Source organism: Ancylobacter sonchi (assembly GCF_018390695.1).
Lineage (GTDB): Bacteria > Pseudomonadota > Alphaproteobacteria > Rhizobiales > Xanthobacteraceae > Ancylobacter > Ancylobacter sonchi.
The window spans coordinates 101711-114408 of sequence record NZ_JAHBGF010000036.1 but is presented as its reverse complement, the minus strand read 5'-3'; the positions used below and the strand labels follow the sequence as shown (position 1 = coordinate 114408).

Sequence of the window (12698 nt, the reverse complement as noted above, 5' to 3'; positions counted from 1 at the left end):
ATGAGCAATTCGACCGACGCCAAATCCGCCGGCAAGCCGGCGAACCACAAGCCGCTGCGCAAGAGCGCGGCGCGGCTCAACGCCGTGCAGGCGCTCTACCAGATGGACGTGGCGCAGACGCCGCTGCCGGAGATCCTCGCCCAGTTCGAGAGCCACTGGATCGGCCAGGAGATCGAGGGCGACGAGATCGCGAGCGCCGACCTCACCTTGTTCCGCGACGTGGTCGGCGGAGTGGTGCGCGAGCAGCGGGTGATCGATCCGATGCTCGACGCCGCGCTGGTGAAGGGCTGGCCGCTGAAGCGCATCGAGACGGTGCTGCGCGCGGTGCTGCGCGCCGGCGCCTATGAACTGCACGGCCGGCCGGACATTCCCGCCCGCGTGGTCGTCGCCGAATATGTGAACGTCGCCGCCGCTTTCCTCGACCGTGAGGAAACCGGAATGGTCAATGCGGTGTTGGATGGACTGGCGCGCGAGATGCGCGCGGGCGAATTCGGCAGCTGAGGCGACCATGGCGGATCGGCGGGAGGACGGCGGCTCCGGGACGGCCAAGGGTTCGGGGGGCGCGTCCTCCGGGGCCAAAGCGTCCGGCGCCAAGGCGTCGAGCGCCTCGCCTTCCGGGGCTGGCGCTTCCGCGGCCACGTCTTCGGGACGTAGGTCCTCCGGCGAGGACAAGCTGATCGCCCGCCTGTTCGGGCCGCTCGCCACCCATCCCGGCGCGCTCGGCCTCACCGACGACGCCGCCTTCCTCGCCCCGCCGCACGGTCACGACCTCATCCTGACCAAGGATGCGCTGGTGGCGGGGGTGCATTTCTTCCCCGACGACCCGCCGGCCAGCATCGCCCGCAAGGCGATGCGGGTGAACCTCTCCGATCTCGCCGCCAAGGGCGCCCGCCCGCTCGGCGTGCTGCTCGCCTTCGCCATTCCGCCCGACATGGACGATGCCGCGCTCGACGCCTTCGCGCGTGGCATCGGCGAGGACGCCCGCGACTATGGCGCGCCGCTGCTCGGCGGCGACACGGTGAAGACGCCGGGCCCGTTCACCATCTCGATCACCGCGCTCGGCGCCGTGCCCTACGGCACGATGGTGAAGCGCGCGGGCGCCAAAGCCGGGCAGGCGATCGTCGCGACCGGCACCATCGGCGACGGCGCGCTCGGCCTCGCGCTGCGGCTCGACCCGGACCGGCCGGGCTTCCGGGCGCTCGACGCGGCGGGAAAGGCCTTCCTCGCCGACCGCTATCTGCATCCGCGCCCGCGCCTCGCGCTTGCCGAGGCGTTGCGTGCGCATGCCAGCGCGGCGATGGACATATCGGACGGGCTGATCGGCGACGCGGAGAAGCTGCTGGCGGTGTCCGGCCTCGGCGGCGAGATCCGCGTCGGCGCGGTGCCGCTGAGCGCCGCGGCGCGCGCGGCGGTGGCGGCCGAGCCGGCGCTGATGGAGACGGTACTCGCCGGCGGCGACGATTACGAGATCCTCGCCGTGGTGCCGCATGACCGGCTCGACGCGCTGAGCATGGTGGCGACCGCCGCCGGCTTCGGCCTCACCGAGATCGGCGCCACCCGCACCGGTGCCGGGCTGGCGGTAATCGGGGCGGACGGCGCCGAGATGGTACTCTCCCGGCGCAGCTTCAGTCATTTCTGAGGGTGACGGGCCGTCTCGGCCTTTCCGCCGATTGCCCGTGACATCGCGCCGCCCTAGCTTGCGCGCAGACGGGCCTTCCGGCGCGTCCAACCGAGGGGCTTTCCCAATGAAGATCGCCAAACTATTCGCCGCCGCCGCCGTGTTCGCGCTGACCGCCGCCGCCGCGCAGGCGCAGACGAAGACCGTACGCATCGGCACCGAGGGCGCCTACCCGCCCTTCAACTCGGTCGATTCCTCCGGCCAGCTGGTCGGCTTCGACATCGATGTCGCCAAGGCGCTCTGCGAGAAGATGAAGGTGGAATGCACCTTCGTGGCGCAGGACTGGGACGGCATCATCCCGGCGCTGCTATCGAAGAAGTTCGACGCCATCGTCGCCTCGATGTCGATCACCGACGAGCGCAAGGAGAAGGTGGCCTTCACGGTTCCCTACTACCAGACACCCGGCAGCGTCATCGCGCCGAAGGACACCAAGATCACCGACATCTCGCCGGCCGGGCTGAAGGGCAAGACCGTGGGCACGCAGTCCTCGACGACGGCGGCGGTCTTCCTGGAAGAGAAGTACAAGGACTCCGAGATCAAGCTCTACCCGACCCAGGACGAGGCCAATGCCGACCTTGCCGCCGGCCGGCTCGACGCCATCCTCGCCGACAAGTTCGTGCTCTACGAATGGCTGGAGAAGAGCAGCGACGGCAAGTGCTGCAAGTTCATCGGCGCCGACCTGAAGGACGTCAATCCGCAGGGCACCGGCATCGCCGTGCGCAAGGAAGACAACGAGCTGCGCGAGGCGCTGAACAAGGCGATCCAGGAGATCGTCGCCGACGGCACCTACAAGAAGATCAACGCGAAGTACTTCCCCTTCGACATCTACTGAGCCGACAGGCTTTCGATCCGGCTTTCGATCATCGGCGCGGCGGCTCGCGGGTCGCCGTGCCGGCTTCCTTCTCGGCAATCCGGCGTGTCCGTGCCGGCCAGTGGACGGTGTCTCCCATGAAAGTCGATACGCTCGTGCTCGGTGCCGGCATTGTCGGCACCAGCGTGGCGCTCAATCTCAAGCTGCGCGGGCAGGCGGTGGCGCTGGTCGACCGCCGCGGACCGGGCGAGGAGACCTCCTACGGCAATGCCGGCCTCGTCGAGCGCTCCTCGATCTATCCGGTGGCCTTCCCGCGCGATCTCAAGGCGCTGATGGAGGTGGCGCTCGGGCGCAACCCGGCGGCCAACTACCACTGGGACGCGCTGCCCGGACTGCTGCCCTGGATGTACGCCTATTGGAAGGCCTCGGCGCCGCAGCGCATCCTCGCCTATGCCCGCACCATGGAGACGCTGCTGCGCCACAGCCTCGACGAGCATGCCCGGTTGGCGGCGCTCGCCGGGGCCGAGCACTATTTCCGCGAGGGCGGCTGGCTGAAGCTCTACCGCAGCCCGGAAGGGCTCGACAACGAACGCAAGGAATTCCCGCTGGCGCGGCAATACGGCCTGTCCATGCGCGAGCTCAGCGTGGACGAGGCGCTGGCGCTCGAGCCGGACCTGAGACCGGATTTCACCAGCGCGGTGATCTGGACCGATCCGCATTCGGTCTCCAGCCCCGGCGGCGTCACCGGCGCCTATGCGCGGCATTTCGCGGCGCTGGGCGGCGTGCTCCGGATCGGCGACGCCCGCGGCCTGGTACGCCTCGGCTCCGGCTGGGCGATGTCGACCGCCGACGGCCTCGTCGAGGCCCGCGAGGTGGTGGTGGCGCTGGGGCCATGGGCGGACGACGTGCTGCGCCCCTTCGGCGTGCGGCTGCCGCTGGCGGTGAAGCGCGGCTACCACATGCATTATCGCGGCGAGGGCGGGGCGAAATTGTCGCGGCCGGTGCTCGACGAGGAGGGCGGCTACGTCATCACCCCGATGGAGCTCGGCATCCGCCTGACCACCGGCGTCGAGTTCGCCCGCCGCGACGCCCGCAAGACGCCGGTGCAGCTGGAGCGCACCGAGGCGATCGCCCGCAAGCTGTTCCCACTCGGCGCGCGCGTCGAGGCCGAGCCGTGGATGGGGTGCCGGCCGGCCTTCCCGGACATGCTGCCGGCGATCGGCCCGGTGAGCGGGCCGGACGGCGAGAAGGTGAGGGGGCTGTGGCTCGCCATCGGCCACCAGCATCTCGGCTTCACGCTCGGCCCGATCACCGGGCGGCTCGTCGCCGAGATGATGAGCGGCGAGACGCCGGCGGTTGACCCGGCGCCGTTCGCGCCGTCGCGCTTCGGCTGAAAGCCTGCGCCGGGCGCTTCCGCGCCACAAGCTTCGGCGCCAGCAGGGCGTGCCCGGGCCGGAAAGGCCGGCCCGGCGCCGGTGTTAGTCGTTGCTGGGGCCGCCGAGCGCCGAGGTGAAGATCTGCCCGAGCACCGAGAGCTCCTGGCCGCCGGTCGGAGTGGTGCGCGACACGAAGTCGAACACCTTGCCGTCCTTCAGCCCGTAGTCGGCGATGCGGGTGACGCGCTTGTCCTTGGGGTCGAAATAGATCGCCAGCACCCGCTGCTCGATCACTTCCGGGCGCAGGAACATCACCTTCTTGGTCTTCTGCGAGATGTAGTAGAACACCTCGCCGTCGACGGTGGCGACGGTGGAGGGGGTGCCGAGCACCAGCAGCACCTGCTCCTGGCTCGAGCCGACCGGAATCTGCTCGAGCGCGCCGGGAGTGGCGACATAGCCGCGCTGCTGTTCGCTGACGAAGCTGGAGGGCGTGCGGGCGAGGCCCATATTGGAGGTCGCCATCGGCATATCGGCACAGGCGGCAAGGCCGGAGCAGATGACGGCGACGCCGCCGACCCCGGCGAGGCGCGCGGGCCATTGCCCGATGCGTCCGGCCCGATCGTTCGCCTGCCGTCTCTCAATCCGCACTGCCATTCGTCCTACTCCTGTGCACGACCCCCGCACATAGTCCCGCGCAAAAAGCACAGGCTGCCGCCGTGAGGCAACGGGAAATCCCCGTCCAGGCCGGGCCGCGGGCTTGCCAGCGGTCCACACCCGCGCTAACCCGCCCAGATGCGGCGCCATGCGCGGCGGCAACGAGGCAGAGGCAACGAGGCAGGGACCCGCCATGATCCTGCGATTCTTCCGCCGGGACGACGGACGCGAGACCATCCAGCGGCTCTATGGCGCGATCGTGGCACATTCGCGTGATCCGGCCTATTACACAGACTATGGCGTCGCCGACAGCATTCCCGGCCGCTTCGAGATGGTCCTGATCCACGCCTTCCTGCTGTTCCACCGCCTCAAGGACGAGGGCGAGGCCGGCCAGGCGCTCGGCCAGAAGGTGTTCGACGCCTTCTGCCGCGACATGGACGCCAATCTGCGCGAGATGGGCGTCGGCGACCTCACGGTGCCGAAGAAGATGAAGAAGGTCGCCTCGGCTTTCTATGGCCGCGCCGGCGTCTATGATGCGGCGTTGGCTGCACCGGATGGCGCGCTCGCCGAGGCGCTGCTGCGCAACGTCTACGCTTCAGTGCCGGAGCGCCAGGCCGAGGCCGTTGCGCTGGCGGCGCGGCTGCGCCAACTGACGGTGGCGCTCAAGGCGACGCCGTTCGAGACCTTCGCGCGCGGCGAGCTGCCCCTGCCGGCCGCCGGCGCGTCCCCCTTCGTGGAGAACACAACATCATGAGCGATGCGGCCCCCCTGACCCATCCTGTCCTCGTCGCGACCATCCCCGACGCCGGCACGACGGTGAAGCTCGCGCCGGACGAGGCGACGCGCGCGGCGCTGGCCAAGGATTTCGGCATTGTCGGCATTCCCCGGCTCACCGCCACGGTGACGCTGATCCCGCAGCGCGGCGGCGTGCGGGTCGAGGGCCATCTCGACGCGGTGGTGCGGCAGAACTGCGTTGTTACGCTCGAGGATTTCGACGCCCCGGTGAGCGAGGACATCGAGATGAGCTTCGTCCCGGCCGACAAGCTGCCGGAGGTCCGGCCCGGCCAGGAGGTCGAGGTGAGCGAGCAGGACATGCCCGATCCGATCGTCGACGGCGTCATCGATGTCGGCGCGGTAGTGGCGGAATTCCTGGCGCTGGGGCTCGATCCCTATCCGCGCAAGCCGGGGGTGGCGTTCGAGACGCCGGCCGAGCCGGGGCCGGAGGAAATCTCGCCCTTCGCCGCGCTCGCCCGGCTGAAGAAGACCGAGGGCAGCGGCGACATCTGAGCCGAAAGTTGCTCCACGGCGGCGAGCCGCTATTGTCACGCGCCCGCAACTGGGGCATGCCCTCATGTCCCGGCGGCGGGCCATGCCCGACCCGTACCGACCCTGAACGAACGAGACCAGTAGCCGCTTCATGTCATCGCCCGTAAGAATCGCGCTCGACGTCATGGGGGGAGACCACGGCGCCGACGTCGTGCTTCCCGGTGCCGCCGTCGCGCTGACGCGGCACCCGGACATCCGCTATCTGCTGTTCGGCGACGAGGCGAAGATCCGTGCGATCCTCGCCCAGCATCCCAAGCTCGCCGCCGCGAGCAGCATTGTCCACACCGACGTCGTCGTCACCATGGAGGACAAGCCGAGCCAGGCGCTCCGGCGCGGCCGCAAGGTCTCCTCCATGTGGAAGGCTATCGACGCGGTGCGGCTCGGCGAGGCCGATTGCGCGGTCTCGGCCGGCAATACCGGCGCGCTGATGGCGATGGCCAAGGTCAACCTCAAGACCATGGCCGGTATTTCCCGCCCCGCCATCGCCTGCCTGTGGCCGACGCTGCGCGGCGAGAGCGTGGTGCTCGACGTCGGCGCCTCGATCGGTGCCACCGCCCAGCACCTCGTCGACATGGCGGTGATGGGCGCGGCGATGGCGCGCATCGTCTTCGACATGGAGACGCCGAAGGTCGGGCTGCTCAATGTCGGCGTCGAGGAGATCAAGGGCGTCGAGGAGGTCAAGGAGGCCGGGGCGACGCTCAAGGCCGCCGAGCATCCCGGGCTCGACTATCGCGGCTTCGTCGAGGGCGACGACATCGGCCGTGGCGTGGTCGACGTGGTGGTGACCGAGGGCTTCTCCGGCAACATCGCGTTGAAGACCGCCGAGGGCACCGCCAAGCAGTTCGCCGAGCTGCTGCGCGGGGTGATGCGCTCCAGCCTGATGGCGAAGATCGGCTATCTGTTCGCTCGCGGCGCCTTCGCGCTGCTGCGGGAGAAGCTCGACCCGCGCAAGTCGAATGGCGGCGTGTTCCTCGGGCTCAACGGCGTGGTGATCAAGAGCCACGGCGGCACCGACGCCGAGGGCTTCGCCTCGGCCATCGACATCGGCTACGACATGGTGCGCTACCAGTTGCTGTCGCGCATCGAGGCGGGCCTCAAGAGCCGGCCGAGCGCGGCCGGGGCCTCGCCGGAAGCGGACGGGGCGAAGGCAGCGGAATTGCAGGTTTCATCGTGAGCAGCTTGACTTCAGTGGTGCGTGGCGTCGGCGCCTATCTGCCGGCGCGGACCCTCACCAATGCCGACCTCGCCCAGATGGTCGACACCTCCGACGAATGGATCGTCCAGCGCACCGGCATCCGCGAGCGGCATATCGCCGCCGAGGACGAGGTGACGAGCGACCTCGCCATCAAGGCGGCGCGGGCGGCGCTCGACGATGCCGGCCTGACGCCGGACGACATCGACCTCATCGTGCTCGCCACCTCGACGCCGGACAACACCTTCCCCGCCTCGGCGGTGACGGTGCAGGCCGGGCTCGGCATCACCCGCGGCGCCGCCTTCGACGTGCAGGCGGTGTGCTCGGGCTTCGTCTACGCGCTGGCGACCGCCGACAATTTCCTGAAGAGCGGCAGCTTCCGCCGCGCGCTGGTCATCGGCGCCGAGACCTTCTCGCGCATCCTCGACTGGTCGGACCGCACCACCTGCGTGCTGTTCGGCGACGGCGCCGGCGCGCTGGTGCTGGAGGCGGTGCCGGCGAGCGGCGCGCCCGACGAGCGCGGCGTGCTCACCACGCATCTGCGCTCGGACGGACGCCACAAGCACAAGCTCTATGTCGATGGCGGCGTCTCCTCGACCAAGACCACCGGCTTCCTGCGCATGGAGGGCCGCGAGGTGTTCCGCCACGCGGTCGGCATGATCACCGACGTCATCACCGACGCCTACAACGCCACCGGCATCGATTCGTCGACCATCGACTGGTTCGTGCCGCACCAGGCCAATCGCCGCATCATCGACGCCAGCGCGGTGAAGCTCGGCATCGCGCCGGAGAAGGTGGTGCTCACCGTCGACGTGCACGGCAACACCTCGGCCGCCTCGATCCCGCTGGCGCTTGCCACGGCGGTGCGGGACGGGCGGATCAAGGCCGGCGACGTGGTGCTGCTGGAGGCGATGGGCGGCGGCTTCACCTGGGCCTCGGCGCTGGTGCGCTGGTAGGTTCGCGCTTCGACCGGTGACTGCGTGCGCGCGCCCCGTTGACCAGTGCGGGCGACGGCGCCTAGGTTGACGCAGGGCAGCGCCACAACATGAAGAAGGCGGAGACGGGGCAATGGCAGGTCGGACGATCACGCGCGCGGATCTTTGCGAGGCGGTGTATCAGCGTGTGGGGCTGTCGCGGACCGAATCCGCCGCTCTGGTCGAGACGGTACTGTCCGAGATCGCCGATTGCGTGGCCAAGGGCGAGACGGTGAAGCTGTCCTCCTTCGGCTCCTTCGTGGTGCGCCAGAAGGGCGAGCGCGTCGGCCGCAACCCGAAGACCGGCGAGGAAGTGCCGATCGCGCCCCGCCGCGTCATGGTGTTCAAGCCGTCCAACATCCTCAAGCAGCAGATCAACGGCGAAGACGTCACCGAAGAGTGAGTCGCGCCGCGTCGTCCGTGTGAGCTGAAGGGAGGGAACCCTCGCCGTGGAGAAGAGCCCGGACGCCTTCCGCACCATCAGCGAGGTCGCCGACGAGCTCGATCTGCCTCAGCACGTGCTGCGTTTCTGGGAGACCAAGTTCCCCCAGATCCGCCCGCTGAAGCGCGGCGGCGGCCGGCGCTACTACCGGCCTGACGACGTCGAGCTTCTGCGCGGCATCCAGCACCTGCTGTATGGCGAGGGCTACACGATCCGTGGCGTGCAGCGCATCCTCAAGGAGGAAGGGCCGCGTTACGTGCAGGCGGTGCTGCGCGAGGCGATGGAAGGCGGGCAGGGCGCGCGCGCCGTTGCCGCGCCGGCCGGCGGGGACGACGAGAACGACGAGGGCGAGGCGCATGAGGGCAAGGCTGCTGCCGGCCGGTCCTCGCTGAGCGGGTTCTTCGGCCTGCTGCCGGGACGTCGCGGCGGCGCACCGCGTGATGATGAGCCGGAGCGGGCGGCGGCACGCAAGCCGGCGCGGCGCCGACCCTCCGACGACGAGCCGAATTTCCTAGACATGCCGCTGCTGCCGGATATCGAGCCGCATCAGGGCGGGCCGCGTCATGCGGAGCCGCGGCATAGCGAGCCAAGGCATGGCGAGCCGCGCCATATCGAGCCGCGCTTCGATGCGCCGCGCACGGAACCGTCCCCCCTGCATCCGCGCGAGGCGGAGCCGCGTTTCGACGACGAGGACGAGGATGACGGGCCGTCCTTTCCGTTCCGCGGCGTCGGCGGCGAGCCGGAGCCGCCCTTTGCCGGACCGCGTCATGCCGAGCGGTACCCTGCCGAGCCGCCGGAGCCGTTCCCGGTGCCGCCGCTGCCCGCCTACGTGCCGCCGGCCCCGGTGCGCGAGGAGGCGCCGTCGCGGCTGACCTCGTTCCGCCCGCTGGAGGGGCCGGAGGACGGTCTGTCCGACGAGCAGGTCCGCGAGCTCAAGGCGGCGCTCGCCGATCTGCAGGAATGCTATCGCCTGTTGATGGAAGCCCGCCGGGGCGAGGTCTGAGCGCGTTTCGCACGCGGCTCAGGAACCATCGCCCCGGCCAGGCGTTCTCATAAGAGCGTCACGCCACGGCCTTCAGTTGACCACGGCGAGATCGACACGGGCGACCCCGCGCGAGCGGAAGCCGAGGCTGTCCGCGGCGGCGGTCGAGACGTCGATGATGCGGCCACGGATGAAGGGGCCGCGATCGTTGATGCGCACGACGACCGACCGGCCATTGGCCGTGTTGGTCACTCGCACCTTGGTGCCGAAAGGCAGGGTGCGATGCGCGGCGGTGAGGGCCTGGGCGTTGTGGCGCTCACCGTTGGCGGTACGTCCGCCATAGCCGTAATAGGACGCCATCCCACTGGTGGCGGCCGGTCGTTTCATGCTTGCCGAGTTTGCTGAAGCAGCATTGCCGCTGGCGGCGAAGATGATCGCGGCGGTCAGTGTCGCGCCAGCGATCCGTCCCATTCCCCAAGCCGTCAATACCTCTGTCCTTCTCCTGTTGCATCCACGGGATTCGGATGCAAAAGGAGTGCGGCACGAGGACAGCTATTTCGTGTCTGGAATGTGATTTCGCGAATCTGTCCATGGATCATTTCATGGATAATTCGTCGGCGAACAGGGACATCCTGACAGTGTTCGTGACCTATTGTCGAGGCTGTTCGTGAGCTCGATATGGGTTATACGCAGGGAAGGTGCAAGACATCATCGTCGCGAATTCTTATCCTGCCGCAAAGTGAAAATGGCGGATTTTTCTTCGTCGCGCCGCACCCCCCGCGCCCCGCATCGCCGCTAACCTGCCGCTGGGGCAGGCTTTCCGGCTCATCCTCCCGCAGCATGGATTTGTGCCGCCGAGCGGTGCTATGCACGCGGCCAATCCAGGCGTGCCGGATCGCGGCCCGCCAGTGGCGCTTGCGAGGAGCATGATCATGACGGCGAAAATCAACGCAGCCCTCGGCCCGGTCGCCGGCGAGGTGGCGGACCTGCTCGGCTCGCTCGGCGTCGACCCGGCGCTGTGGCAGGACGGCGGCCGCGCGGTGCGCTCGCCGGTCACCGGCGAGGTGGTGGCGCATGTCGCCGAGGCGAGCCCGGCCGATGTCGGCGCGGCGGTGGAGCGTGCGGTGGCCGCCTTCCACGCCTGGCGTACCGTGCCGGCGCCGCGCCGCGGCGAACTGGTGCGGCTACTCGGCGAGGAACTGCGCGCCCACAAGGTGGCGCTCGGCCGCCTCGTCACGCTGGAGGCCGGCAAGATCGTCTCCGAGGGCCTCGGCGAGGTGCAGGAGATGATCGATATCTGCGACTTCGCCGTCGGCCTGTCGCGCCAGCTCTACGGCCTCACCATCGCCTCCGAGCGCCCCGGCCACCGGATGATGGAGACCTGGCACCCGGTCGGCCCGGTCGGCATCGTCACCGCCTTCAACTTCCCGGTCGCGGTGTGGTCGTGGAACGCGGCGCTGGCGCTGGTCTGCGGCGACAGCCTGCTGTGGAAGCCCTCCGAGAAGACCCCGCTCACCGCGCTCGCCGTGCAGGCGCTGTTCGAGCGCGCCGCTGCCGCCTTTGGCGACGCGCCGGAAGGCCTGTCGCAGGTGCTGGTCGGCGGCGGCGAGATCGGCTCGTCGCTGGTCGACGACGCCCGCGTGCCGGTGATCTCCGCCACCGGCTCCACCCGCATGGGCCGTATCGTCGGCGAGCGGGTGGCCAAGCGCTTCGGCCGTTCGATCCTGGAACTCGGCGGCAACAACGCCGCCATCGTCTGCCCCTCGGCCGATCTCGACCTCGCCCTGCGCGGCATCGCCTTCGCCGCCATGGGCACCGCTGGCCAGCGCTGCACCTCGCTGCGCCGCCTCATCGTCAATGAGGGCGTTTATGAGGAACTGGTGCCGCGCCTGGCGAAGGCGTACGGCTCCGTCACCATCGGCGATCCCCGCGCGAACGGCACGCTAATCGGCCCGCTGATCGACAAGGCGGCCTATGACGGCATGCAGGCGGCGCTCGACAAGGCCCGCGCCGCCGGCGCTACCGTGCATGGCGGCGAACGCGTGGCGGTGGCCGGCGCGGACGACGCCTATTACGTCCGGCCGGCGCTGGTGGAGATCGACGAACAGGTCGACGTGGTGAAGCACGAGACCTTCGCGCCGATCCTCTATGTGCTGCGGGTCGGCGGCCTCACCGAGGCGATCGCGCTGCAGAACGGCGTGCCGCAGGGCCTGTCCTCGTCGATCTTCACCAACGACATGCGCGAGGCCGAGACCTTCATGTCGGCGGAAGGCTCGGATTGCGGCATCGCCAATGTGAATATCGGCCCGTCCGGCGCCGAGATCGGCGGCGCCTTCGGCGGCGAGAAGGAGACCGGCGGCGGCCGCGAGGCGGGCTCCGACGCCTGGAAGGCCTATATGCGGCGGGCCACCAACACCATCAACTACTCGCGCACCCTGCCGCTGGCGCAGGGCGTCTCCTTCGACGTCGAGGGTTGATCGCGCGGGCTTAGGGGCCGGGCCTCATCGGCTCGGTCTCACGCCGGGCTTACGCCTCCTCCGGCTGCCAGCGGCTGACGACGCCGGCGGCGTCCGGGCGCGGCCGGTCCGGGCTGTCGACCGTCGGCCGGCCGATATGGATGAAGCCGGCGACTGTCTCACCGGCCTCGACGCCGGCGAGCGCCGCCGCCTCGCGGTCGCGACCCGGCCATTTCAAGAGCCATTGCGAGGCGAGGCCGAGCGCGCTCGCCGCCACGGTCAGCGCCATGCCGGCGGCGCCGGCGGAGAGCTGCTGGTTCCATTCCGGCACCTTGGCGGCCGGATCGGGCCGGCTCACCACCACCACGGTGAGCGGCGCACGCATCAGGTACAGCGTCCACATATCGGCCTTGGCGGCCGGCAGGTCCGGGTTCTGCCGCGCATAGAGCGCGTCGAGCCGGGCGCCGAGCGCGGCGCGCGCCTCGCCCTCGATGACGATGAAGCGCCAGGGCACCAGCCGGCCGTGATCGGGCACACGCAGCGCCAGCCGGAACAGCAGGTCCATCTCCTCCTCGCTCGGCGCCGGCCCGCCAAGGCTGCGCAGCGGCGCCGAGCGGCGCGCGGCGAGCCGCTCGATCATCGGCTCCAGCGCCGGCGGCGGCACGAAACCGGGATCGCGGACGAGCTCGGCGGTCGCGTGTTCATGGGCCATGGCGGGTCTCCGGTCGGTGGCGGCGGCGCGACTATACACGAGGCGCGGCGGGCAGGGTGGCGGGACGCGGTACTTGAAGACCCGGCGAGGCGCGC

Annotated in this window: 14 protein-coding genes and 1 pseudogene; 12 read left to right on the top strand and 3 right to left on the bottom strand. The window is 69.9% G+C overall.

Annotated features, from left to right (window positions below):
* The 4 genes from nusB to KHC28_RS21370 all read left to right on the top strand — a co-directional run bounded on the left by nusB (nt 1) and on the right by KHC28_RS21370 (nt 3883).
* Nucleotides 1–501 (top strand): transcription antitermination factor NusB, encoded by a 501-nt coding sequence (gene nusB, locus KHC28_RS21385; protein WP_214010401.1) that lies wholly within the window; start codon nt 1–3, stop codon nt 499–501.
* Nucleotides 502–508: 7 nt separating this feature from the next.
* A complete protein-coding gene (thiL, locus tag KHC28_RS21380) occupies nt 509–1639 on the top strand; it encodes a thiamine-phosphate kinase (protein ID WP_214010400.1) in 1131 nt (376 codons plus the stop codon).
* Nucleotides 1640–1745: 106 nt separating this feature from the next.
* Nucleotides 1746–2510 carry an ABC transporter substrate-binding protein gene (locus KHC28_RS21375; RefSeq protein WP_214010399.1) on the top strand — a complete coding sequence of 255 codons (765 nt, stop codon included), beginning with the start codon at nt 1746–1748 and terminating at the stop codon, nt 2508–2510.
* Between the two features lie 116 nt (nt 2511–2626).
* Nucleotides 2627–3883 (top strand): NAD(P)/FAD-dependent oxidoreductase, encoded by a 1257-nt coding sequence (locus KHC28_RS21370; protein ID WP_214010398.1) that lies wholly within the window; start codon nt 2627–2629, stop codon nt 3881–3883.
* Between the two features lie 84 nt (nt 3884–3967).
* Here the strand turns inward: KHC28_RS21370 and KHC28_RS21365 are convergent, their stop codons facing one another.
* Nucleotides 3968–4519, bottom strand: coding sequence for an outer membrane protein assembly factor BamE (locus KHC28_RS21365; RefSeq protein WP_376772777.1), 552 nt, complete (start codon nt 4517–4519; stop codon nt 3968–3970).
* A gap of 193 nt (nt 4520–4712) precedes the next feature.
* On the opposite strand from KHC28_RS21365, the gene KHC28_RS21360 reads away from it, so the two are divergent.
* The 6 genes and pseudogenes from KHC28_RS21360 to KHC28_RS27530 all read left to right on the top strand — a co-directional run.
* Complete coding sequence (locus KHC28_RS21360) at nt 4713–5273, top strand: ubiquinol-cytochrome C chaperone family protein (RefSeq protein WP_214010397.1); 561 nt, start codon at nt 4713–4715, stop codon at nt 5271–5273.
* Nucleotides 5270–5806, top strand: a complete 537-nt coding sequence (locus KHC28_RS21355; protein ID WP_214010396.1) for a YceD family protein — start codon at nt 5270–5272, stop codon at nt 5804–5806. Before KHC28_RS21360 ends, KHC28_RS21355 begins: the two co-directional genes overlap by 4 nt.
* A gap of 130 nt (nt 5807–5936) precedes the next feature.
* Nucleotides 5937–7019: a phosphate acyltransferase PlsX gene (plsX, locus tag KHC28_RS21350; protein ID WP_214010395.1), complete on the top strand. Its 1083-nt coding sequence runs from the start codon at nt 5937–5939 to the stop codon at nt 7017–7019.
* Nucleotides 7016–7993: a beta-ketoacyl-ACP synthase III gene (locus tag KHC28_RS21345; RefSeq protein ID WP_214010394.1), complete on the top strand. Its 978-nt coding sequence runs from the start codon at nt 7016–7018 to the stop codon at nt 7991–7993. The genes plsX and KHC28_RS21345 overlap by 4 nt, the downstream gene beginning before the upstream one ends.
* Before the next feature lie 112 nt (nt 7994–8105).
* Nucleotides 8106–8414, top strand: coding sequence for an integration host factor subunit alpha (locus tag KHC28_RS21340; RefSeq protein WP_214010393.1), 309 nt, complete (start codon nt 8106–8108; stop codon nt 8412–8414).
* A gap of 46 nt (nt 8415–8460) precedes the next feature.
* Nucleotides 8461–8716: pseudogene (locus KHC28_RS27530) on the top strand (MerR family transcriptional regulator); the annotation flags it as partial.
* Nucleotides 8717–9528: 812 nt separating this feature from the next.
* On the opposite strand, the gene KHC28_RS21330 reads toward KHC28_RS27530, so the two are convergent.
* Nucleotides 9529–9906, bottom strand: coding sequence for a septal ring lytic transglycosylase RlpA family protein (locus KHC28_RS21330; RefSeq protein ID WP_214010391.1), 378 nt, complete (start codon nt 9904–9906; stop codon nt 9529–9531).
* Between KHC28_RS21330 and KHC28_RS21325 the strand changes: the two genes are divergently transcribed.
* Both KHC28_RS21325 and amaB read left to right on the top strand, forming a co-directional pair.
* Nucleotides 9821–10009: a hypothetical protein gene (locus tag KHC28_RS21325; protein WP_214010915.1), complete on the top strand. Its 189-nt coding sequence runs from the start codon at nt 9821–9823 to the stop codon at nt 10007–10009. The genes KHC28_RS21330 and KHC28_RS21325 overlap by 86 nt on opposite strands.
* A gap of 358 nt (nt 10010–10367) precedes the next feature.
* Nucleotides 10368–11912: an L-piperidine-6-carboxylate dehydrogenase gene (gene amaB / locus KHC28_RS21320; RefSeq protein WP_246565084.1), complete on the top strand. Its 1545-nt coding sequence runs from the start codon at nt 10368–10370 to the stop codon at nt 11910–11912.
* 49 nt (nt 11913–11961) lie between these two features.
* Here amaB and KHC28_RS21315 read toward each other — a convergent pair whose 3' ends face one another.
* Entirely contained in the window at nt 11962–12603 is a 642-nt protein-coding gene (locus KHC28_RS21315) for a nitroreductase family protein (protein ID WP_214010390.1), read from the bottom strand.
* Nucleotides 12604–12698: the final 95 nt, after the last annotated feature.

What these genes read in the sequence shown, in the direction of transcription:
- thiL (WP_214010400.1), top strand. Translation starts at nt 509, where the DNA reads ATGGCGGATCGGCGGGAGGACGGCGGCTCCGGGACGGCCAAGGGTTCG.
- KHC28_RS21325 (WP_214010915.1), top strand. Translation starts at nt 9,821, where the DNA reads ATGCTTGCCGAGTTTGCTGAAGCAGCATTGCCGCTGGCGGCGAAGATG.
- KHC28_RS21340 (WP_214010393.1), top strand. Translation starts at nt 8,106, where the DNA reads ATGGCAGGTCGGACGATCACGCGCGCGGATCTTTGCGAGGCGGTGTAT.
- KHC28_RS21360 (WP_214010397.1), top strand. Translation starts at nt 4,713, where the DNA reads ATGATCCTGCGATTCTTCCGCCGGGACGACGGACGCGAGACCATCCAG.
- KHC28_RS21370 (WP_214010398.1), top strand. Translation starts at nt 2,627, where the DNA reads ATGAAAGTCGATACGCTCGTGCTCGGTGCCGGCATTGTCGGCACCAGC.
- nusB (WP_214010401.1), top strand. Translation starts at nt 1, where the DNA reads ATGAGCAATTCGACCGACGCCAAATCCGCCGGCAAGCCGGCGAACCAC.
- KHC28_RS21330 (WP_214010391.1), bottom strand. Translation starts at nt 9,906, where the DNA reads ATGGGACGGATCGCTGGCGCGACACTGACCGCCGCGATCATCTTCGCC.
- KHC28_RS21375 (WP_214010399.1), top strand. Translation starts at nt 1,746, where the DNA reads ATGAAGATCGCCAAACTATTCGCCGCCGCCGCCGTGTTCGCGCTGACC.
- KHC28_RS21355 (WP_214010396.1), top strand. Translation starts at nt 5,270, where the DNA reads ATGAGCGATGCGGCCCCCCTGACCCATCCTGTCCTCGTCGCGACCATC.
- KHC28_RS21315 (WP_214010390.1), bottom strand. Translation starts at nt 12,603, where the DNA reads ATGGCCCATGAACACGCGACCGCCGAGCTCGTCCGCGATCCCGGTTTC.
- plsX (WP_214010395.1), top strand. Translation starts at nt 5,937, where the DNA reads ATGTCATCGCCCGTAAGAATCGCGCTCGACGTCATGGGGGGAGACCAC.
- KHC28_RS21365 (WP_376772777.1), bottom strand. Translation starts at nt 4,519, where the DNA reads ATGGCAGTGCGGATTGAGAGACGGCAGGCGAACGATCGGGCCGGACGC.
- amaB (WP_246565084.1), top strand. Translation starts at nt 10,368, where the DNA reads ATGACGGCGAAAATCAACGCAGCCCTCGGCCCGGTCGCCGGCGAGGTG.